This is a genomic window from Streptomyces sp. NPDC025784 (assembly GCF_055558435.1).
On record NZ_JBVHMN010000002.1, the window covers coordinates 760,269 to 780,840 of the forward strand.

The 20,572-nt window shown below is 73.0% G+C and carries 17 protein-coding genes and 1 pseudogene; 9 read left to right on the top strand and 9 right to left on the bottom strand.

Annotated elements, in window-relative coordinates:
• Nucleotides 1-7: 7 nt before the first annotated feature.
• From ACZ4IF_RS09350 to ACZ4IF_RS09360, 3 genes are read left to right on the top strand one after another with little or no spacing between them, the layout of a single operon-like run.
• Entirely contained in the window at nt 8-1,477 is a 1,470-nt protein-coding gene (locus tag ACZ4IF_RS09350; RefSeq protein ID WP_467561028.1) for an MFS transporter, read from the top strand.
• Entirely contained in the window at nt 1,461-3,071 is a 1,611-nt protein-coding gene (locus tag ACZ4IF_RS09355) for an FAD-dependent oxidoreductase (protein ID WP_467561030.1), read from the top strand. Before ACZ4IF_RS09350 ends, ACZ4IF_RS09355 begins: the two co-directional genes overlap by 17 nt.
• 59 nt (nt 3,072-3,130) lie before the next feature.
• Nucleotides 3,131-3,688 carry a TetR/AcrR family transcriptional regulator gene (locus ACZ4IF_RS09360; protein WP_095937528.1) on the top strand — a complete coding sequence of 186 codons (558 nt, stop codon included), beginning with the start codon at nt 3,131-3,133 and terminating at the stop codon, nt 3,686-3,688.
• A 51-nt stretch (nt 3,689-3,739) separates the two neighbouring features.
• Here ACZ4IF_RS09360 and ACZ4IF_RS09365 read toward each other — a convergent pair whose 3' ends face one another.
• The 3 genes from ACZ4IF_RS09365 to ACZ4IF_RS09375 are packed head-to-tail and all read right to left on the bottom strand — an operon-like array spanning nt 3,740 to nt 6,618.
• Nucleotides 3,740-3,940: an acyl-CoA carboxylase epsilon subunit gene (locus tag ACZ4IF_RS09365; RefSeq protein WP_467561032.1), complete on the bottom strand. Its 201-nt coding sequence runs from the start codon at nt 3,938-3,940 to the stop codon at nt 3,740-3,742.
• Nucleotides 3,941-3,961: 21 nt separating this feature from the next.
• Entirely contained in the window at nt 3,962-5,536 is a 1,575-nt protein-coding gene (locus ACZ4IF_RS09370; protein WP_359503662.1) for an acyl-CoA carboxylase subunit beta, read from the bottom strand.
• Entirely contained in the window at nt 5,533-6,618 is a 1,086-nt protein-coding gene (locus ACZ4IF_RS09375) for a 3-oxoacyl-ACP synthase III family protein (protein WP_467561034.1), read from the bottom strand. Before ACZ4IF_RS09375 ends, ACZ4IF_RS09370 begins: the two co-directional genes overlap by 4 nt.
• Nucleotides 6,619-6,788: 170 nt before the next feature.
• Here ACZ4IF_RS09375 and ACZ4IF_RS09380 point away from each other — a divergent pair, with 170 nt between their 5' ends.
• Together ACZ4IF_RS09380 and ACZ4IF_RS09385 are read left to right on the top strand one after the other, a co-directional pair.
• Complete coding sequence (locus ACZ4IF_RS09380) at nt 6,789-7,394, top strand: TetR/AcrR family transcriptional regulator (protein WP_467561036.1); 606 nt, start codon at nt 6,789-6,791, stop codon at nt 7,392-7,394.
• Nucleotides 7,395-7,675: 281 nt separating this feature from the next.
• The gene (locus ACZ4IF_RS09385) at nt 7,676-8,305 is read left to right on the top strand and encodes a TetR/AcrR family transcriptional regulator (protein WP_028801927.1); all 630 of its coding nucleotides are present in this window, start codon (nt 7,676-7,678) and stop codon (nt 8,303-8,305) included.
• A gap of 568 nt (nt 8,306-8,873) precedes the next feature.
• Here ACZ4IF_RS09385 and ACZ4IF_RS09390 read toward each other — a convergent pair.
• A complete protein-coding gene (locus ACZ4IF_RS09390) occupies nt 8,874-9,935 on the bottom strand; it encodes a type III polyketide synthase (protein ID WP_467561038.1) in 1,062 nt (353 codons plus the stop codon).
• A 579-nt stretch (nt 9,936-10,514) separates the two neighbouring features.
• Here ACZ4IF_RS09390 and ACZ4IF_RS09395 point away from each other — a divergent pair.
• From ACZ4IF_RS09395 to proB, 3 genes and pseudogenes are all read left to right on the top strand, one after another.
• Nucleotides 10,515-10,769, top strand: a pseudogene (locus tag ACZ4IF_RS09395) (WhiB family transcriptional regulator); the annotation flags it as partial.
• Between the two features lie 302 nt (nt 10,770-11,071).
• On the top strand, nt 11,072-12,070 hold the full coding sequence (locus ACZ4IF_RS09400; RefSeq protein ID WP_467561040.1) for an alpha/beta fold hydrolase: 999 nt from the start codon (nt 11,072-11,074) through the stop codon (nt 12,068-12,070).
• A gap of 38 nt (nt 12,071-12,108) precedes the next feature.
• The gene (gene proB / locus ACZ4IF_RS09405) at nt 12,109-13,302 is read left to right on the top strand and encodes a glutamate 5-kinase (RefSeq protein ID WP_467561146.1); all 1,194 of its coding nucleotides are present in this window, start codon (nt 12,109-12,111) and stop codon (nt 13,300-13,302) included.
• 593 nt (nt 13,303-13,895) lie between these two features.
• Here the strand turns inward: proB and ACZ4IF_RS09410 are convergent.
• The 5 genes from ACZ4IF_RS09410 to ccrA are packed head-to-tail and all read right to left on the bottom strand — an operon-like array spanning nt 13,896 to nt 18,802.
• Nucleotides 13,896-14,060 (bottom strand): hypothetical protein, encoded by a 165-nt coding sequence (locus ACZ4IF_RS09410; protein WP_179332635.1) that lies wholly within the window; start codon nt 14,058-14,060, stop codon nt 13,896-13,898.
• A gap of 16 nt (nt 14,061-14,076) precedes the next feature.
• Nucleotides 14,077-15,525 carry a glutamate-5-semialdehyde dehydrogenase gene (locus ACZ4IF_RS09415; protein WP_467561043.1) on the bottom strand — a complete coding sequence of 483 codons (1,449 nt, stop codon included), beginning with the start codon at nt 15,523-15,525 and terminating at the stop codon, nt 14,077-14,079.
• Nucleotides 15,522-15,686, bottom strand: coding sequence for a hypothetical protein (locus ACZ4IF_RS09420; RefSeq protein WP_467561045.1), 165 nt, complete (start codon nt 15,684-15,686; stop codon nt 15,522-15,524). Before ACZ4IF_RS09420 ends, ACZ4IF_RS09415 begins: the two co-directional genes overlap by 4 nt.
• 24 nt (nt 15,687-15,710) lie before the next feature.
• A complete protein-coding gene (locus ACZ4IF_RS09425) occupies nt 15,711-17,426 on the bottom strand; it encodes a 3-hydroxyacyl-CoA dehydrogenase family protein (protein WP_467561047.1) in 1,716 nt (571 codons plus the stop codon).
• On the bottom strand, nt 17,423-18,802 hold the full coding sequence (ccrA, locus tag ACZ4IF_RS09430; protein WP_467561049.1) for a crotonyl-CoA carboxylase/reductase: 1,380 nt from the start codon (nt 18,800-18,802) through the stop codon (nt 17,423-17,425). Before ccrA ends, ACZ4IF_RS09425 begins: the two co-directional genes overlap by 4 nt.
• 262 nt (nt 18,803-19,064) lie before the next feature.
• Here ccrA and ACZ4IF_RS09435 point away from each other — a divergent pair, with 262 nt between their 5' ends.
• Entirely contained in the window at nt 19,065-20,399 is a 1,335-nt protein-coding gene (locus ACZ4IF_RS09435) for a cation:proton antiporter (RefSeq protein ID WP_467561051.1), read from the top strand.
• Nucleotides 20,400-20,572 lie beyond the last annotated feature (173 nt).

Below are 20,572 nucleotides of genomic sequence, written 5' to 3' on the forward strand. Positions count from 1 at the left end.
GGAAGCCATGACACAGGCAGCGGAGCGGGAGCGGCGCGGGCGGCTGCACGGCGCGGCGGCGGTCCTGCTCGTCGCGGTCTTCGTCGACGCTCTCGGCAGCGGGCTCTACATGGCCGTGTCGGTCGTCTTCTTCACCCGGTATCTGCACCTCGGCAGTGGGCAGGTGGGAGTCGGGCTCTCCGTCGCGGGTGCGGTGTCCCTCCTGTCCCTGGTGCCGATCGGGATGCTGGCGGACCGGGCCGGCCCGCGACGCATGCTCATCGCCGCGCATCTGGTCCGGGCGGCACTGCTCACCTGCTATCCGTTCGCCTCCGCCTTCCCGGTGTTCGTGTGTGTGATCGCGCTGCTCGCGGTCGCCGACCGCGCGGCCTCGCCGCTGGTGCAGGGCCTGTTCGGTACGGCGGTCGGCAAGGAACTGCGGGTCAGGGCCATGGGGCGGGCACGGTCCCTGCAGAACCTGGGGCTCGCGCTCGGCAGCCTGGTCGCGGGGGCGGCGCTGGTGCCGGACAGCGACGGCGTGTACGTGGGCATCGTGTATGCCGACTCGGTCTCGTTCGTGGTCGCGGCGGCCCTGGTCGCCCGGCTGCGGACGACGGCGGCGGCCGCGCTCGACGGTGGGCGGCCGCTGCCGTGGAAGCGGCGGTTCAGTGTGTTCCGGGACCGCCGCTTCGCTCTCCTGACCGGGCTCAACTCGGTGGTCAGCCTGCATGTCACCGTGCTGACCGCCGGTGTCCCGCTGTGGGTGCTCGCCCACGACCGTCTTCCGCGGGCGGTCATCGCCTGGACGCTGGTCCTGAACACCGTCGTGGTGGTGCTCTTCCAGGTGCGTGCCACCCGGGGCATCGAGAGCGCCGGGGACGGCGGGCGCGCGTTGCGGCGCAGCGGGCTGCTGCTCGCGGTGGGCTGCGGCGGGCTCGCCGTGACGGGGGCGGTGCCGACCCCGTTCGCCGTCGCGCTGCTGCTCGGCGCGGTCGCCTTCCAGGCGTTCGCCGAGATGCAGCAGCAGGCGGGTGCCTGGGCGATCTCGTACGAGCTGGCGCCCGAGGACCGTCGCCAGGTGTACCTGGCCTTCTTCGGCCTGGGGAACGCGGCCCGCAACACCTACGGACCGCTGGTCGTGACCTTCCTGGTGGTGCGGCAGGGGGTGGTGGGCTGGCTGCTGCTCGGGGCCCTCGTACTCGCCGCCGGGGCCTGGTCCGCCCGTGCCGGCCTGTCGTCCTTCCCCTCGCACGTCGCCGGGTCCGCCGGGGAGACCGCCGCTCCGGCCGCGGCGCCGTCGGCCGGCCCGTCCGTTCCGCCCTCGGCCGACCCGGCCCTGCCGCCGTCCGCGGACCCGGTCCCGGCCCCTTCCACGACCCCGGTCGCCGCACCGCACGCGGACCCGGTCCCGTCGCCGTCCGCAGACCCGGCCGCCGCGCCGCGCGCGCCGTCATCCGTGCCCCACGTCCAAGGAGGAATCCGTGGCCATCGCTCCTGAGCAGTCCGTCATCGTCGTGGGAGCCGGGCCCACCGGGCTCGCCCTGGCGTGCGAGCTGGCCGCGGCCGGCGTGTCCTGCACCGTCCTCGAACGCCGTCTCGCGCCGTCCACGCAGTCCCGGGCGATGGGTCTGTACAGCAGGACCATGGAGGTGCTCGACCTGCGCGGTCACGCCGACGCGCTGGTGGCCCTCGGCCGGCCGGTGGGCCGGATGGTGCCGGCGCGCGGTGCCCGTGTCGACTTCGCCGAGCTGGACACCCGCTTCCCCTCCCTCAACGTCATCCCGCAGAGCCGCACCGAGGAGGTGCTCCAGCAACGGGCTCTCGACCTCGGCGTCACCATCGAGCGCGACGCGGAGGTGTACGGCCTGACGCAGGACGGCTCCGGCGTCACGCTCCAGGTGCGCACCGCCGACGGGGAGTGGGAGGAGAGCGCCGACTTCGTCGTCGGCTGCGACGGCGCCCACAGTGCGGTACGCGAACTGGCCGGCATCGCCTTCCGCGGCCGTACGTACGACATCGCGCCGATCCTCGCCGATGTGCGGCTGCGCCAGCCGCCGCCGGACGACGTGCTCGTCGTCTCCGGCGGCGGCGGGGTGATGGTCTCGGTGCCGTACGGCGACGGGCTGTACCGGATCGCCGTGGCACGCCGCGACCGGCCCTGGACCCGGGAACCGGTGACGCTGGAGGAGCTCGCCGAGGTCCTCACGCGGGCGCTCGGGTTCGATCCCGGACCGTACGAGCCGGAGTGGCTGGCCCGGTTCAAGATCCACCAGCGGATCGCCGACCAGTACCGGACCGGGCGGGTGCTGCTCGCCGGGGACGCGGCGCATCTGCACTCACCGCTGGGCGGGCAGGGGCTGAACCTCGGCATCCAGGACGCGGTGAACCTGGGCTGGAAGCTCGCCGCCGAGGTACAGGGCTGGGCGCCCGCCGGCCTCTTGGACTCGTACGAGACGGAGCGCCGGCCGCAGGCCGAGCGGATTCTCGCGGCCACCGACCGGGCCACCCGGCTGGCCACCACCTCGTCCCCGCTGGTGACCTCGCTGCGCCGTGCGGCGATGGCCAGGGCCCTTTCCCACCGGCGGATCCGCAAGGCTGCCGGCGAGGCGATCTCCGGGCTGCGGACCGGGTACACGCGGCGCGGGGCGTCCGGCGCCCGGCTGTCCGTGCGGGCGGGGCAACGGGTGCCCGACCTCACCGTGCCGCGCGCCGGAGGTGCTCCGGTGCGGCTGTACTCCCTGATGCGCGACGGGCGGTTCCTGCTGCTCGACCTCGGCGAGGACGGGCGGTGCGCCGCGGTGACCGAGGCGTGGGGTTCCCGGGTCAGCCCGGTGCGTGTCGGTGCGCCGCTGCCCGAACTGCCCGGTGTGGGCGCCCTGTTGGTGCGCCCGGACGGCTACGCCGCCTGGGTGGACGGGACGGGCGACGCCGACGGGCGCGAGGCGCGGATGCGGTCGGCTCTGCACGGGTGGTGCGGCGAGGAGGGACCGGCGCCGCAACCGGCGGTCCGCGAGGCCGGCCGGGCGGGCGCCGCCGCACCCGGTGCGGCGACGGCCGCCGAGCAGGAACCCTCGCCCGTCGAGCAGGCCTGAGGACGGATCGCCCGGTCCCGCCGGACGGTGGGGCCGGGCCCGGGTGAGGGAGGAAGGCCGTGGTGACAGTTCGTTCCCAGCGGACCCGCGAGGCGATCCTGTACGCCGCTCGCGTTCACTTCGCGGCCGACGGGTACCAGCGGGCGACCATACGGGCCATCGCCGCGACGGCGGCCATAGACCCCTCGATGGTCATGCGGTACTTCGGAAGCAAGGAGCGGCTGTTCGAGGCCGCCCTCGACGTCGATCTGGGCCTGCCCGACCTGACGGGCACACCGGTGGAACGGTTGCCGCACGCACTCGTCGCGCATTTCCTGGCGCCGTGGGAGCAGGACACGGCCGAGGGGTCGCTGCGCCTGCTGCTGCGTTCGGCGGCCACCAACGAGCGGGCCGCGGAGCGGCTGCGCAGCGTGCTGCACGAGCAGTTCACCAGCAGTCTGACCGGTGTGCTGGGCGTGGAGCGTGCGGCGGCGGGCAGCGGGCTGGTCGCCGCACAGCTGCTGGGGGTGGCCTTCGCGCGCTACCTGCTGCGGCTCCAGCCGATCGCCGAGTTGTCCGTGCAGGCCCTGGCCGACCTGGTCGCCCCGTCGATGAGGGCCGCGCTGGCGGGTCTGTGAGACACAGGGGAAGGGGCCCGATGCCGTCGGCATCGGGCCCCTTCCCCTGTGTCAGCTGCGCCAGCTCTGCGGCGAACGGTAGGACGCCGGGCGGTCCCAGAGGGGGACGACCGGCGCGGGCGGCGCCTCGTCGGCGGCGGGGGTGGCCCGGGCCAGGAGGACCGCGGTCAGGGCGGCCAGCTCCTCGGCGGGGAGCGCGCCTCCCCTGACCACGCGGACGAGGGGCGCTGCTGTTTCGGCGGCTGTGGTCATGACGCTCCTTCGTGTGCGCGGTCACTGAGGGGGGTTGCCGTGTTTGCGGGATGCCAGGTCGGCGTGCTTGGTGCGCAGCATGCGGAGCGACTCGGCGAGGACGCGGCGGGTCTCGACCGGGTCGACGACGTCGTCGAGCAGTCCGCGCTCGGCGGCGTAGTACGGGTGCATCAGCTCGGCCTTGTACTCCTTGACGAGCTGGCGGCGGGTGGCCTCGGGGTCGTCGGCGGCCTGGATGCGGCGGCGGAAGATGACATTGGCGGCACCCTCCGCGCCCATCACCGCGATCTCGTTGGAGGGCCAGGCGAACGAGAGGTCGGCGCCCACGGATCGGGAGTCCATGACGATGTACGCGCCGCCGTAGGCCTTGCGCAGGATCAGGGATATCCGGGGCACGGTGGCGTTGCAGTAGGCGTAGAGGAGTTTGGCGCCGCGCCGGATGATGCCGTTGTGCTCCTGGTCGACGCCGGGCAGGAAGCCGGGGACGTCGACCAGGGTGACCAGCGGGATGTTGAACGCGTCGCACATCTGGACGAAGCGGGCCGCCTTCTCGCTGGCGTCGATGTCGAGCACGCCCGCCAGGACCAGGGGCTGGTTGGCGACGATCCCGACGACCTCGCCGCCGATGCGGGCGAGGGCGACGATCACGTTGGCCGCCCAGCGTTCGTGGATCTCCAGGTACTCACCGTCGTCGACGATCTCCTCGACGACCCGCCGCATGTCGTAGGGCCGGTGACCGCCGGCGGGGACGAGGTCGAGGAGCGGGTCGCAGGGCCGGTCCACCGGGTCCTCGGGGTGGACGGCGGGCGCGGTCTCGCGGTTGTTCTGCGGGAGCAGGGAGAGGAGGTAGCGGACCTCCTCCAGGCAGGTCTCCTCGTCGTCGTACGCGAAGTGCGCGACGCCCGACACCTCGGCGTGCACGTCGGCGCCGCCGAGCCCGCCCAGGGTCACCTTCTCGCCGGTGACCGCCTGGACGACGTCGGGGCCGGTGATGAACATCTGCGAGGTCTCGCGGACCATGAACACGAAGTCGGTGAGCGCCGGAGAGTAGGCGGCGCCGCCCGCGCAGGGGCCGAGCATCACGCTGATCTGCGGGATCACCCCGGAGGCGCGGGCGTTGCGGCGGAAGATCCCGCCGTAGCCGGACAGCGCGGTCACACCCTCCTGGATCCGCGCGCCCGCACCGTCGTTGAGCGAGACGAGCGGGGCCCCGGCGGCGAGCGCGCGGTCCATGATGCGGTGGATCTTCTCGGCGTGGGCCTCGCCCAGGGCGCCGCCGAAGATGCGGAAGTCGTGGGCGTAGACGAACACGGTCCGTCCGTGGACCGTGCCCCAGCCGGTGATGACACCGTCGGTGTGCGGCCGGCGGTCCTCCAGGCCGAATCCCGTGGCGCGGTGCCGGCGCAGCGGCTCCACCTCGGTGAAGGTGCCCTCGTCCAGGAGGAGTTCGATGCGTTCACGGGCCGTGAGCTTGCCCTTGGCGTGCTGGGATGCGGTCGCCTTCTCGTCCGGGCCGCGGCGGACCTGCTCGCGCAGTCCGCGCAGCTGCGCCACGCGGGCCCTGATGCCGGGGGCGGCCGGGTCGTCGGCGGTCACGGCGCGAGGGGCCCGACACGGCCACCGACGGTGAGGAGGTGGGGGACGGCGGGGTCGGCGTCGGGTGCGGGGGCGCCCGCGCGGGGCTCCATCGACCAGTTCAGCAGGGCGATGCCGAGGCTCATCCCGCCGCCGAACGCGGCGAGCACGACGAGATCTCCTGGTGCGGCGGCTCCGCTGCGGTTCATCTCGGCGAGGGTGATCGGAACGGAGGCCGCCCCGGTGTTGGCGTAGCGCTCCAGGGTGAGGTGGAGGGCGGCGCGGTGCAGGCCGAGGTCGGGCCAGAGTTCGGCGAGCATGATGCCGTTGGCCTGGTGCGGGACGAAGTGCTGTACGGCGTCGGCCGGGACGCCCGCCCGGCGCAGCAGCCGGCCGGTCTCGTGGGGCAGGGTGCGGGTGACGAAGTCGCGCACGCCCCGGCCGTCCATGCGGAAGTAGTGGTCTCCGTCGGTCACGGTCTGCGGGGAGGGCGGGCGCCGGCTGCCGCCGGCGGTGACCTCGATCAGCCGGTGCGCGTCACCGCGGGAGACCAGCGATATCTCGCGCAGGCCGAGTCCGGGGGCGACGGGCCCGAGTACGGTCGCGCCGGCGCCGTCCCCGAAGAGGGCGGCGGTGCGGCGGTCTCCGTAGTCGAGGATGCGGGAGTAGATGTCGGCGCCGATGACGAGGCCGTGGCGCGGCTCGCCGTCGGGGGCGCCGCCGAGCAGTTTCTCCACGGTCTTGAGCGCGTAGACGAAGCCGCTGCACACCGCGTTGACGTCGAAGGCGGCGGCCCGGCGGGCTCCGATGCGGTGCTGCACGAGGGCGGCCGTGGCGGGCTGCGGATGATCGGGGGTGGAGGTGGCGACGACCACGTAGGCCAGCTGATCAGCCGTCAGGCCCGCGCTTTCCAGGGCGCGTCGCGCCGCCGCGACGGCGAGGTCCGAGGTGGCCTCGTGCGGGGCGGCGCGGCGCCGCTCGCGGATTCCGGTCTTGCGGACGATCCACTCGTCGGTCACGCCGGCGCCGTGCCCGATCTCCGCGTTGCTGATGATGGCCTCGGGCAGGTAGGAGCCCACTCCGATGATGCCGATGGACTGCACGATTCCTCCTCGGGCAGCGGCGAGCCATTCCTTAACTCACCAGGCGTTGAAATCATCGCAGAGCCGCTTGACAAATTCAACACCAAAAGAGTTCACTGAAGCATGAATTAATCGGCGCGCACCGCCCGCCCCGCCGACCGAGACGCCCCACACCAACGGGAGTTGCCGCGATGACCGCCACCGACACAGTGACCACGTCCGAGGCCCGCGCCGAGGCGACCCAGGCCCTGATCTCCGCGGGCCGCACGCTCTTCACCCGGCTCGGATACCGGCAGACCGCCTTCGCGGAACTGGCCGCCACGGCCGGCCTCGACGAGGACCGCGCGCGCGAACTCCTGCCCGACAAGGCCGCGGTCTTCGGCGCCCTCGTCGAACGGACCGTCAAGGTGGCCGGAATCCTTCGCCCCGCGGTGACCGAAGGCGTCGACGAGGACCTGCCCGTCCGCCTCGCCCGCACCTATCTGTCGCTGTGGGAGCCCGGCGAGGAGGACTCCCCGATGGTCGAGCTCTACCGGGTCGCACTCTCCGACCAGGAAGCTTCCCTGATATTGCGCGACCGGGTCAGCAGGGCCCTGAACAGCCAGGTCGACCATGAGCTGCCCGGCGCCGAGGCCGAGCTGCGCACCGCGCTCTTCGGGGCGCAGCTCGGCGGAGTAGCCTTCGTGCGACACCTCATGAGGGTGGACTCCGTCGCCGCGGCGGACCTGGAGACGGTCGTCGAGGCGATCGCACCGGGACTGCGGCAGACTCTGCTCGGGAGCGACACCACGCGGTGACCACACCCCGGCCGCGTCGGTGAACAGCACCCGGACCGCAGTCGTCGCGCACGCCAACGCCCGGACATGACCATGTACTTGCCGAGCGCTTCCCGTGGATGGAATCCCGGGGGACCGCCTGCTAGGATAGTTTTCACTACTCAGTGAATTATTCGCTCACGGACCCCCCGAAGTGCAGTGATCCCATGACATCCAGGCGCACAGACGGTTCGCCCACCCCCGCCCGCAAGCCCGGCTCGCCTCGGCGGGCCGCCTCTCCCGCAGCGAAGAAGCCACGCCCGGTGCGTGCGCGCAGCGGGCGCCGGCCCGGTGACAGCGGCACGAGAGAACAGATCCTGGAGTCGGCGCTCCAGCTCTTCGCCGACCGCGGCTACGCGAGGACCACCATCCGCGCCATCGCGGAGGACGCCCAGGTCGACCCGGCACTGGTGCACCACTTCTTCGACAACAAGGAAGGCGTGTTCGACGCCGCGGTGAACTCGCCGCTCAGCGTCTCCTCCGTCTTCGACGAGATGCCCCCCTCCGTGGAGGAGACGGGCACCTCCGAGGCCTCCTGGCTCGCCCGCGCGTACCTCACCTTCTGGGAGAACGAGGAGACCCGGCACGGCATGACCGCCATCTACCGGGCCGGCCTCGCCGACAGCGCCACCTCGGAGACGCTGCGCGCCCGTGTCGAGGCGAGCACCAAGAGCTGGGCGGCGAGTTCGGGCTACAAGGACCGGCCGGACGCGGAGACCCGCGCCGCCCTGGCCTCGGGCCACCTCGTCGGCCTGGCTCTCATGCGTTACGTCCTCAAGATCCACCCGCTGGCCTCGATGGACTTCGAGGAGTTCCTCGCCTGGGTCGTACCGGCCCTGGAACAGCGCCTGTCCAGCGAACTGGAGCCGCGTACGGCTCCGGCGCAGGACTGACGCGCGCGGCCCGGAGCCGGGCTCCGGGCCCGGCTGTCACGTCGGACGCCCTTCCGGCCCGGCTGCGACCGGCAGACCCTGCGGGGCCGCCGGTCGCAGCCGGGCCGGAAGGACGTACGGGACGGCGCGCCCGGGGGCGGTGGTCGTGCGGTACGGCGGTACGGGGGCCGCGCGTCACGCACGGCGCCGCACCCGCGGCAGGCGCCGGTACCGGCGCCTGCCGCGGGTGCGGATTCGGGCACGGGTACCGGTGCGGGTGCAGGCGTGTACGGACGGCCGGCACGGTCGCGCGCGCCGTGGGGGTGCGGTCGATGCGGTCACGGACGCGCGCGGGTGTGGCCGCTGCGGTCACCGAACCGTGCGGGTGCGGTCGAGGGCCGAGGACCTGCAGCCGGTGCGATCGCCGCGCCGTGCGCACCGGGTCGGCGCGGTCGCGGGAGCGTGGGACGGGGGTCGGGGCGAAGGCCGCTGCGGTGTCCGCCCGCGCTCGACGGTCCGACGCACACGCCGATGTGACCATGTGTCAGGCATGTGGCAGGCGGCCATTGCGCCAGGCGCCGGCCGGGGGTCACTGCCAGGGGCGCCAGACGGCCCGGGCCGCGAACAGGGAGACACCGGGGCCGGCCGCGAGGACGAGCCCGTGATCGCCCTCGGCAGGCGACTTGACGAAGGTCCGTTCCAGGACGTCGAGGACCGAGACCGAGCCCACGTTGCCCAATTCCCGCAGCGAGTCGCGGGCCAGGTCCACCATCGCGGGGTCGCAGCCGAGGCCGCCGACGATCGCGTCCAGGATGCGGGGGCCACCGGTGTGCGAGACCACGAAACGCGGCACCGGGTCCGTGCCGGGCGGCGCGACACGCTCCAGCCATTCGAGGATGCGCGGCATCGTGCCCTCGATCACGTTCCGCAGCTTCGGGGAGTTGTAGGCATGCAGCCCGTCGCCCTCCGTACGACTGCCGACCAGGTCGCGGCTGTCGGGGTGGAGGTACTCCCAGGAGTGGGTGAGCTCCATGCGGGGGCCCTGGGCCTCGGGACGCACGACGCAAGCGCCGGCCGCGTCGCCGAACAACCCCTTGAGGATCATGCCGTCGAGGCCGGTGTCCCCGCGGTGCAGATAGTGGCTGAACACGTCGGCGCAGACCACCAGGACCGTGGCGCCGGGGTGGGCCGCCACCATGTCCATGGCCCGGAGCAGCGCGAACACCCCACCGCCGCAGCCGACTTGGGTGACGGGTATGCGCCGCACCGAGGGGGGCAGGTCGAGCCGCTCCATCAGGAACACGTCGAGCCCCGGCATGGTGTGACCGGTGGCGCTGAGGACGACCAGGCCGTCGATGTCGGCGGCGGTCAGACCCGCCTCGACGAGGGCTCCGCGGGCCGCCTTCTCCGCCAGGTCCAGGCTGTCCTCCAGATGCCTGCGCGTACGCTCCGCGAGCGGCAGGGTGTCGTCGAACTGCTCCTCGAGCGGCCGGGTGTACCAGCGCGCGCGGACCGTGGTGGACCGGATGACCCGCCGGGCGACGGCGAGACCGGGATGACCCTCGTACAGCTCCGTGATGCGGTCGAGCAGTTCGTCGGTGGTCACTTGATGGCGCGGCAGCGTGACGACGGGCGCGGTGACGACGGACATGGGACCTCCAAGAGCTCTCGGACAGGTGCGAACTGAGAACGAGCCCGCTCAGGACGGGGCGGCCACGGCCCGGATCATCCGAGCGTGGTGCCGGCCACCGGTGCGTTCGACAGCTCTCGCCATGGAAGTCTGCGCACGCGAAACACCCCCCAGGTGTCGACCGTGCTCCCCCCGTTGGGAGCGCCGTACAGCGCGGATGGAATACGTCGAGCTCGATGGCGCAGGACGTTCAAGAACATTGGTTCGCGGCGCTCCCCGCGAGCGCGCAGAGGACGGTGGGGGCGTCCGGGCACAGCCCGGAGCACGTCCGTCGGCGCTTCCCGAGGCCCCGTGCGGTGGGCCCGGCGGGTGAAGCCAACGTGACCGTACGCCAGCCGAGTTGATGCCAGCAAGCCCCTATTTCAACAAGCGTGGAATCCACAGGAAGACCGTCCCACCTTCAACTTTCCCCCTCTTCCACCCCTTCGGAGCACATGACTTCAGGACAGATATCAACAACCATTGAAATCATTGCATGTTGAGTTTACTCTCGGTTCCGTGCCCACCGTCCCCGCCCACAACGAGGAAGGGCTGACCGCCATGCACGCACCGGCGCACCACCGCGCGGACATCGACCCATGGGTGGAGCGCGCGGCCTGCCGTGACACCGACCCGGAGACCTTCTTCCCGCCTGCCGGCGGCACGGACGAGGACCGGGAGAGCATCGCCAAACAATGGTGCGCCGCCTGCCCCGTGGCCCGGCAGTGCCTGGACGAGGCGCTCCGCAACGGCGAGAGCACCGGCATCTGGGGCGGACTCAACGTCCGCGAACGCCGCGAACTGCTCCGCGTCGCCGCCACCCTCGGCACGATCAGCTCCGAACTGGCGGCGTTCCTCGCGAACGGCGGCCGGCGCATCGAGACGCACCCACGACAGCGGCCGGCGTACGTGTGGTTCCTGCGGCGGCGCGGCTGGAGCCCCCGGCGGATCGCCGGCGCGCTGGGACTGACCTTCGGCCAGGTCCAACAGGCCTGGCACACCGCCGAGTCGGCGTCCTTGTACGTCCGGGTTCCCGAGGAGCGCGCCTCGGACCCCGCCGCCCGGGGGCCGCGTACACGCAGGACCGGGGCGCTCGCCGCCGGCCATGGCGGGCCGTCATGACCGCCCTCGCCGTCACCGGACCCCGCCACCCGGCGGGCCCGGTCACCACCGACGACGGCGCCGAGATCGCCGTCTACGCGCACGGCGATCCCCACGCACCCGTCACCGTCCTGCTGTGCCACGGCTGGACGACGTCCGCCCGGGACTGGCGGCCGCACATCGACGCACTGACCCGGCCCCGCCAGGGTTTCCCGGCGGTACGCGCGCTCAGCTACGACCAGCGCGGCCACGGCCGCTCGACCCGCGGTGGCGCCGCGCTCGACATGGCGCTCCTCGGCCGGGACCTCGGCCGTGTGATCGAGGAGGCCGTCCGGGACGACTCCGGCGTAGTACTCCTCGGCCACTCCATGGGAGGCATGGCCATCCAGCAACTGGCCGCCCGGCAACCCGCCCTGTTCGGGGCGCGGGTGACCGCGGTGGGCCTGGTCTCCACCTGCCTGAACGAGGTGGCCGAGGGCCTCACCGTCCCGGCCGACCGGCCCGGGGCGGCCGTGCGCCGGCTCACCCGGGCCCGGCAGCGGCTGGCGGACGGGCTGATGCGTTCACCGCGCTCGGCCAGGACCGTGCACCGGCTGCTCACCGGGCCGCTGTCGCACCCCAGTTCCGCGCCCCTGTGGCGAGCGGTGCTGGGAGCCGGGCCGCACACCGAGACGGTCCGCGAGGGAGCCCGCGCCTTCCGGGACATCCCCGCGATGGCCATCGCGGAGTTCTACGCCGCCCTGACCACCCACGACTGCGCGGGCCGGCTCGGCCCGCTGGCCCGGGTGCCCGTACGCATCCTGGTCGGCGCCCTGGACTGTGTCACCCCGCCCGCCCAGGCGCGACGGCTGGCCGCGGACATACCGGGAGCGGTGCTGCAGACCGTGCCGGGGCAGGGGCACGACCTGCCGTACGAACGGCCCGTGCTCGTCGTGGAGACCGTGCACGCACTGCTGCGCGAGATGTCCCGGAGACTGCCGGGAGACCTCACCCTGTCCGCCGCGGGCGCCCGGTGAACCGCCCCGCGCACTCCGTCGGCTCAGGCGAACCAGCCCTGCGCGCCGATGTTCTGACGGCACGTCGCATCGTCGTCAAAGTGGGCTCCTCCTCGCTCACCACCGCCTCCGGAGGCCTCGACTCCGACCGCGTCGACGCCCTGGTGGACGTCCTCGCGCGGTCGCGGACGGCCGACACCGAGGTCGTCCTCGTGTCCTCGGGCGCGATCGCCGCGGGGCTCGCCCCGCTCGGCCTCACCGAGCGGCCCCGGGACCTGGCCAGGCAGCAGGCGGCGGCCTGTGTCGGCCAGGGGCTGCTGGTCGCCCGCTACACCGCCTCCTTCGCCCGCCACGGGCTGCGCGTCGGCCAGGTCCTGCTGACCGCCGACGACATCAGCCGCCGCGCGCACTACCGCAACGCGTACCGCGCGCTGGCCCAGGTGCTCGCCATGGGTGCCGTTCCGGTCGTCAACGAGAACGACACAGTGGCCACCGCGGAGATCAAGTTCGGCGACAACGACCGGCTGGCCGCGCTCGTCGCCCATCTCGTCCGCGCCGACCTGCTGGTCCTCCTCTCCGACGTCGACGGCCTGTACGACGGCGACCCCCGCAGGCCCGGGTCACGGCGCCTGCGGGAGATCCGCGGCAGCCAGGACCTCGTGGGCGTGGAGATCGGCAGCGCGGGCAGCTCGGGCGTCGGCACCGGAGGCATGGTGACCAAGGTGGAGGCGGCCCGCATCGCCACCGACGCGGGGATCCCCGTCGTCCTCACCGCGGCCCGGCACGCGGCGGACGCGCTCGCCGGACGCGAGACCGGCACGTTCTTCCACCGCACCGGGGAGCGGTCCGCCGACCATCTGCTCTGGCTGGAGCACGCGAGCAGCCCGCGCGGCACGGTGCGGCTCACCCCGTCCGCGGCCCGGTCCGTCCTCCAGCGCCGCGGGCCGCTGCTCGCCGACGGCGTGACGCACGCCGACGGGGACTTCGTGGCCGGCGATCCGGTCGAGCTGCTCGACGAGAACGGGCGGGTGGTGGCCCGCGGACTGGCCGGCCTGGACGCCCGCGAACTGCCCCGGCTCCAGGGCCGTTCCACGCGTGAGGTCGTCCATCAGGACGACCTGGTGCCCCTGCTGCGGCCCGCACCGTCCGGCGGCGGGACACCTCCGCCCGCGCCGGCGCGCGTGCGTGTCCGTATCCGGACGGCGGCGGAGTACGCCCGCGCGGGCACCACACCGGACCGCGCCGGCGACTGAGCGGCCCCGCACGCTCGCGCATACGTGTCTCCGTCGGCGCAACCGCCGACCAGACACGCGCGGGCACCGCACCGGACCAGCTCCGCACGCTCGCGCATACGTGTCTCCGTCGGCGCAACCGCCGCCCAGACACGCGCGGACACCGCACCGGACCGCACCGGCGGCTGAACGACACCGCACACGTATGAGTGTCCGCATCCGCACAGCAGCCGAAAGCTCCCGCGGCGACCACACCCAACCGCACCGGTCGCTGAGCCACCCCGCACACGTATGCCTGTCCGGATCCCGCACCGCGGTCGCGCACGCCGGCCCTGGCCGTACCCCGCCGTGCACAGTGAGCCGCCCGCGCGCGCCCCGGCCGTACGCCCGGCTGGCGGTGCGGAAATGCCTTCTCGGCACTTCTGTGCGGACCGGCGGCTCAAGTCCAAGTCACTTGCTCTACAACCCCATTGAAGGACCGGGGCCGGTGCACGGCGGAGAGGGCGGTGGTCGCCCCCCCGGGGTGACCGCCGCCCTCTCCGGCCGGACACACAGGTGCCCGCGCCCGCCTCCCGGCCCGGAGGCGGGCGCGGACACGGCACGCCGCGCAGGGCCTAGTCGATGCCGCGCACGATGTGGAACTCGGCCGGGTCGTCGTCGACCCCGGCGAGCACCAGCCTCGGCCGTGGCGCCGGCAGCACGTGCCGTTCCCCGCGCGGCTGCTCCTCGTAGAGCAGCCGTCCCGCGGGTTCCGTCGCGGTGATGATGCGTACGTACATGACCGGACCTCCCGATCTAGGGCAGCGGGGCGGCGGCTCCGCCCCGGATGTGCCCGTCGCCCACGAGGACGTACTTGGTGGTGGTCAGCGCGGTCAGTCCCATCGGACCGCGCGCGTGCAACTTCTGCGTGGAGATGCCGAGTTCGGTACCCAGCCCGATCTCGCCGCCGTCGGCGAAGCGGGTGGAGGCGTTGACCGCGACGACCGCCGTGTCCAGGGCCGCGACGAAGCGGCGCGCGGCACTGTGCGAGTCGGTGACGATCGCCTCGGTGTGACCGCTGCCGTGGCGCCGGATGTGGCGGACGGCCGCGTCGAGGGAACCGACGACGGCGGCGGCGAGGTCCAGGGAGAGGTATTCGCGCCCCCAGTCCTCCTCGGTGGCGGCCACCACCGACGGGTGGAAGGACCGTACTCGTTCGTCGCCGTGCACGGTCACCCCGTGGGCCGCTAGTGCGGACAGGGCCCGGGGCAGGAAGGACGGCGCGACCTTCTCGTGGACGAGCAGCGACTCGGCGGCGTTGCAGACGGAGGGCCGCTGTGTCTTGGCGTCGAGCAGGATCGCCAGGGCCTTGTCCGGGTCGCCGTGTTCGTCCACGTACACATGGCAGTTGCCCACGCCCGTCTCGATGACCGGAACCGCGGCGTCGCGCACGGTGGCCTGGATGAGGTCGTGGCCGCCGCGCGGGACGAGGACGTCCACCAGGCCGCGCAGGGACATGAGTTCGCGGACGCTGTCGTGGGTCGTGCCGGGCACGAGCTGGACGGCGTCGGCGGGCACGGCGGTGTCGGCGAGGGCCTCCCGCATGGCGTGCACCAGGGCCGCGTTGGTGTGCCGGGCCGTGGAAGACCCGCGCAGGAGGACCGCGTTGCCGCTCTTGAGGCAGAGCAGCGCGGCGTCGACGGTCACGTTCGGGCGCCCCTCGTAGATCATGCCGACGACTCCGAGGGGTACCCGTACGCGCCGTACCTCCAGGCCGTTGGGCATGACGGAGCCGCTCGCGGTGCCGCCGACCGGGTCGGGCTCGGCCGCCAGTGCGTCCGCCGTCCGCGCGAGGCCGGCGAGCTGCGGCTCGGTGACCGTGAGGCGGTCCAGCACGGTCGCGGAGCGCCCTGCGTCGTCGGCCTCCCGCACGTCCTGCCGGTTCGCGGCGAGGATCCACGGGGCCCGTGAGGTCAGCCCGCGGGCGACGGCGGTGAGCGCGGCGTTCCGCTGCGCTCCCGTGGTGGTGGCCATCCGGGTGGCGGCGGCGCGGGCGGCCACGGCCGCCGCGCGGACGGTGGCCGCACCCGGGCTTGTCGTGCCCGCGGGCGTCGTGTCCTGTGTCGCCGTGTCCTGCGTCCTCGTACCCGGAGGCGTCGTGCCCTGCCCCGTCGCACCCAGGACCGTCGTGCCCGGTGTCGCGTCCCCGGTCGCCGGGCCCGGACCCGGCGTACCGGTGCCTTCCCCGGTGCCGACGGCGGTCACCGTTCCGCTCCGTCCTGTGTCGCGGTGTCGGCGGTGGCCGCGGGTTCGCCGGGCGCGGGGCCGCCGAGGGCCCAGGCCACGTCGGCGCAGCCGGTCAGTTCGGCCAGCATCGCCCATCCGAGGGCGTCGGCGGCGCTGCGGTCGGAGTCCTGACTCGTCATGTACGTCCTCCTCGGGGCGGGTCGTCAGCCGTAGACCCGGAATCCGGCGCCGGACTTGCGGCCCGCGCGGCCGGCGGCCACCAGGTGACCCAGCAGGGGTGCGGGAACGGTCCGGGGGTGCCGGTCGGCGTCGTGCAGGACCCGCTGGATGCTCAGCGAGATGTCCAGGCCGATGATGTCGAGCAGTTCGAAGGGGCCGAGCGGATAGCCGCAGCCCCGTTTCATCACCTCGTCTATCTCGTCGGCGGTCGCGTAGTGACTTTCCGTCAGTCGCACCGCGCCGTTGAGGTAGGGGAACAGCAGCGCGTTGACGATGAAGCCGGGCCGGTCCATGCACTGGACCGGGTGCTTGCCGAGCCGGCCGCACAACTCCCGTGCCGCGTCGACGTGTCGGGGCGCCGTCTCCAGCGAGGGGATCACCTCGACGAGCCGCATGAGGGGCGCGGGGTTGAAGAAGTGCAGCCCGATCACGTCCTCGGGGCGTCCGGAGGCCAGACCGCACTCGATCACGGGAAGGCTGGAGGTGGTGGTGGCGAGCAGGGCGCCCGGCCGGCAGAGGCGGCCCAGCTCGGCGAACAGCTGCTTCTTGACCTCCAGGTCCTCGGCAACGGCCTCGACGACGAGGTCGCAGTCGGCCAGCCGAGTCCGGTCGCCGACAGGGGTCAGCCGCTCCAGGGCGGCCTCCCTCTCGGCCTCGGTCAGCTTTCCGCGGCGTACGGCCCGTGCCGTCGAGGCGGCGATGGCTTCCCGGGCGGTCCTGGCACGTGCGTCGGTGCGGCCGACGAGCACGGTGGCGATCCCGCTCTTGGCGAAGACCTCGGCGATGCCGGTGGCCATGGTGCCGGTGCCGACGACGCCGACGGTGCGCAGGACGTGGTCCGCGGGCGGATCGACGGGTGCGGGCGGTGCGGCGGCGTCCGCGGCGTCGGCGGGCTGCCGGTAGTCGTAGAAGCCACGTCCGGACTTGCGGCCGAGCAGACCCGCCAGTGCCATGTGCCGCAGTCTGCGGGCGGGCTGGAGCGACGGCTCGGCCGAGCGGGCGGACAGGACGTCGAGGATGTCGCAGGCGGTGTCCGTGCCGATGAGGTCGAGGAGTTCGAGCGGTCCGAGGGGCAGTCCGCAGCCGTGGCGCATCGCCGCGTCGATGTCGTCGCGGCCGGCGAGCCGCTGGTCGTACATCGTGACGGCCTGGTTGAGGAAGCCGAACAGGAGCGCGGTGGAGATGAGGCCGGGCCGGTCGCCCACGGTGACCCGGCCCAGGCCGATGCCGTCGACGAGGTCGCGGACCCGGGTGAGGGCGCTGTCGTCGGTCATCACCGTGCGGCCGATCTCGGCGAGGCCGGCCGTCGGCAGGGCGAGGTGGAGGCCGACGAGTCGTCCGGGACGTCCGGAGGCCGCCGCGAGGTCGGTGAGCGAGAGGGCCGCGGCGGTGCTGGCCAGCACGGTCCCGGGCGGGCAGGCCCGGTCGAGGGCGCGCAGCACCTCGGCCTTGGTGTCGCGGCGCTCGGGCACCGCCTCCAGCACCGTGGCGGCGGGGGCGAGTTCGTCCCAGCGGTCGACGAGACGGATGCGTCCGCGCGCCTCGGGGGTCGCGTCGAGGAGCCGTGCCAGCCGCTCCTTCGTGCGCGCTCCGGGGTCGAGGACGAGGACGGGGTGGCCGGCCGCAGCGGCCCGGGCGGCGATCGCGCCGCCGATGGTGCCGAGGCCGACGACGCCGAGGGTGTCGTGCCGGGCGCTCATGCCGCGACCTCAGTCAGTACGGGCGCCGTGGTCCCGGGCCGCGGGGTGCGGAAGCGGTTGATGGCACTCTCGTGGAGTGCGCGGAATTCGGGGGCCGTGACGCCGAGTCCCTCGGCGGGGGCGAGGCAGCGCACTCCGACCTTGCCGTGGTGTTCGTTGCGGTGGATGGACTGGACGGCCCGGGCCACCTCGTCGAGCGCGTACGTCCGGGACAGCGTGGGATGGATCCTGCCCTTGGTGACGAGCCGGTTGGCCTCCCAGGCCTCGCGGTAGTTGGCGCAGTGCGAGCCGACGATCCGCTTGAGGCTCATCCACAGGTAGCGGTTGTCGTACTCGTGGGTGTAGCCCGCGGTGGAGGCGCAGGTGACGATGGTGCCGCCCTTGCGGGTGACGTAGACCGAGGCGCCGAAGGTCTCGCGGCCGGGGTGTTCGAAGACGATGTCGACGTCCTCGCCGCCGGTCAGCTCGCGGATGCGCTTGCCGAAGCGCTTCCACTCCGCCGGGTCCTGGGTGTGCGGGTCCCGCCAGAAGCGGTAGCCCTCCTCCTTGCGGTCGATGATCAGCTCGGCGCCCATGTCCCGGGCGAGCGCGGCCTTTTCGGGGGAGGAGACCACGCAGATGGGGTGGGCGCCGCCGGCCAGGGCGAGCTGGGTGGCGTAGGAGCCGAGTCCGCCGACGGCGCCCCAGATGAGGACGTTGTCGCCCTGCTTCATGCCGGCGCCGTTCGGGGTGACGAGCTGACGGTAGGCGGTGGAGTTGACCAGGCCGGGCGAGGCGGCCTCCTCCCAGGTGAGGTGTTCGGCCTTGGGGAGCAGCTGGGTGGCCTTGACGAGGGCGAGTTCGGCGAGTCCGCCGTAGTTGGTCTCGAAGCCCCAGATGCGCTGCTCGGGGTCGAGCATGGGGTCGCCGTGGCCCTCGGGGTCCTCCAGTTCGACGGACACGCAGTGCGCGACGACGCGGTCGCCGGTGCTCCAGCGCCGCACTCCGGGGCCGCACTGGAGGACCACTCCGGCGAGGTCGGAGCCGATGACGTGGTACGGCTGGTCGTGCCGGGCGGCGAGACCGCCGAGGCGCGCGTAGCGCTCCAGGAAGGCGAAAGTGGGGACCGGCGAGAACAGGGCGCTCCAGACGGTGTTGTAGTTCACGGCGCTGGCCATGACGGCCACCAGCACCTCACCCGGTCCCGGGGCGGGGGTCGGCACGTCCTGGATGTGGATGGAGTCGGCGGGGCGCCGGTCGCGCAGTTCCACTCCCTCGAACATGCCGGCCTCCTCCTTGTGGAGGACGGCCGCCCGGAAGGACTCGGGGACTCCCAGGGCCGCCAGATCGGCCGGCGCCGAGTCCGGGGACTCGATCACCTCCACCAGTTCGCGCATGGTCAGGCACCACCTTCCGCGGTTCACACTCGACAAGAACTCAACAACTAGTGAACTCAACAAGTAGGGAGTTTTGCATGAAGCGGAGACCCGGGCAAGCCCCGATCCCTTTGCCCGGCACGGCTCTTGACTTCGAGACGGACATCCCGTCGACGCCCCTTGTGTGTGCACCGCGCCGCGTGCAAAACTCATCAGCAGTTGAGTTCAACGGGTAGTGAATTAAGTTCAAAACGAGACCATTTCCGATGCCGGAGGACCTGCCGTGACGCATCCGCACGCCGCCGAAGCACTGCAAGCCACCGCCATCGCCGGCATCGCCGTCATCCTGATCGCGGGTACGGCACTCGCGCATGCCGCACGACGCATACGCCAGCCCGCGGTGATCGGCGAGATCACCGCGGGCATCCTGCTGGGGCCCAGCCTGCTGGGACTGCTCCCGGGGAACCCGACGGACCGTCTGTTTCCCGACGAGGTGCGGCCGTTACTCTCGATGGTCGCCCAGATCGGTCTGCTCCTCTTCATGTTCACCGTGGGCTGGGAGCTCGACTGGACGACGATGCGACGCAGGAAGAGCTCCGTCGCCGGGGTGACCGCGGGCAGCATCCTCGCCCCGATGCTGCTCGGCCTCGGAGTCGCCGCGCTGATCTACCGGAACCACTCGCACGTCAACGGCGAGAAGGTGCCCTTCAGTTCGTTCGCCCTCTATCTGGGTGTCAGCATGTCGATCACCGCGTTCCCGGTGCTCGCCCGCATCCTCAAGGACAACAACCTCAGCCGCACGAAGATCGGGGCGCTCGCGTTGACCAGCGCGGCCTTCGGCGACGTCCTCGCCTGGTGTCTGCTGGCCGGGGTCGTCGCCATCGTCACCGCCTCCGGCCCGTCCGGATTCACCGACACCCTCTGGATGTCCGCCGGCTACGGCGCCGTGATGATCGCCGTCGTCCGCCCGCTGCTCGCGCGGGCCGTCGCCTGGATGTCCCGTCGCGGCACCGGCCTGTATCTGGCGACCCTGGTCACGGCGGGCGTACTGCTGTCCGCGTACACGACGTCGAAGATCGGCATCCACCCCATCTTCGGCGCCTTCGCCTTCGGCCTGGTGATGCCGCGCAGGCCCACGGCGCTGCTGGAGGAGAAGATGCTCCGCCCCATCCAGCACGCCGGTGAACTCATGCTGCCCGTCTACTTCATCGTCACCGGACTCTCCGTCGACGTCGCCGGCATGTCGCTCACCGCCTGGGGCGAGCTCGGTCTCATCCTCGCCGCCGCCATCCTCGGCAAACTGTTCGGAGCCGGACTCCCCGCCAAGTCCTTCGGGCTCACCTGGCGGGAGTCGACGGGCGTCGGCGTCCTGATGAACACCCGGGGCCTGACCGAGCTGATCATCCTCGGCGTCGGACTCAGCCTGGGCGTGCTCGACCAGACCCTGTTCACCGAGATGGTCCTGATGGCGCTGATCACCACGGCCATGACCGGTCCCCTCCTCCCCTTCGTCCTCCCCCGTTCCCGGATGGACCTCATCGCCAGCCCTGCCAAGGCCTCCCCGCTCGTCCGGATCCCCGGTCCGGCCGACGAGCAGGCATCCGACCTGGCCGGATGACCGGGCGCGGCCCGGACCACCGGGCCGCCCCGCCGGTCGGGCTCCGCGCGCCCGGTTCCCCGGCGGGCTCCGCCCTGCCCGCGCGCGGCCCTGCCCGGGGACCGGCGCCCGCCCGCCCCCCGAGCAGACGGCCGGCACGGCCGCGACGCGCGACACCACCCCCCTTCGTCGCT

Bases quoted from the DNA above. Each gene is read 5' to 3' on its own strand.
- ACZ4IF_RS09350 (WP_467561028.1), top strand. From the start codon at position 8: ATGACACAGGCAGCGGAGCGGGAGCGGCGCGGGCGGCTGCACGGCGCG.
- ACZ4IF_RS09365 (WP_467561032.1), bottom strand. From the start codon at position 3,940: ATGACCACAGCCGCCGAAACAGCAGCGCCCCTCGTCCGCGTGGTCAGG.
- ACZ4IF_RS09380 (WP_467561036.1), top strand. From the start codon at position 6,789: ATGACCGCCACCGACACAGTGACCACGTCCGAGGCCCGCGCCGAGGCG.
- ACZ4IF_RS09390 (WP_467561038.1), bottom strand. From the start codon at position 9,935: ATGTCCGTCGTCACCGCGCCCGTCGTCACGCTGCCGCGCCATCAAGTG.
- ACZ4IF_RS09400 (WP_467561040.1), top strand. From the start codon at position 11,072: ATGACCGCCCTCGCCGTCACCGGACCCCGCCACCCGGCGGGCCCGGTC.
- ACZ4IF_RS09410 (WP_179332635.1), bottom strand. From the start codon at position 14,060: ATGTACGTACGCATCATCACCGCGACGGAACCCGCGGGACGGCTGCTC.
- ACZ4IF_RS09420 (WP_467561045.1), bottom strand. From the start codon at position 15,686: ATGACGAGTCAGGACTCCGACCGCAGCGCCGCCGACGCCCTCGGATGG.
- ACZ4IF_RS09425 (WP_467561047.1), bottom strand. From the start codon at position 17,426: ATGAGCGCCCGGCACGACACCCTCGGCGTCGTCGGCCTCGGCACCATC.
- ccrA (WP_467561049.1), bottom strand. From the start codon at position 18,802: ATGCGCGAACTGGTGGAGGTGATCGAGTCCCCGGACTCGGCGCCGGCC.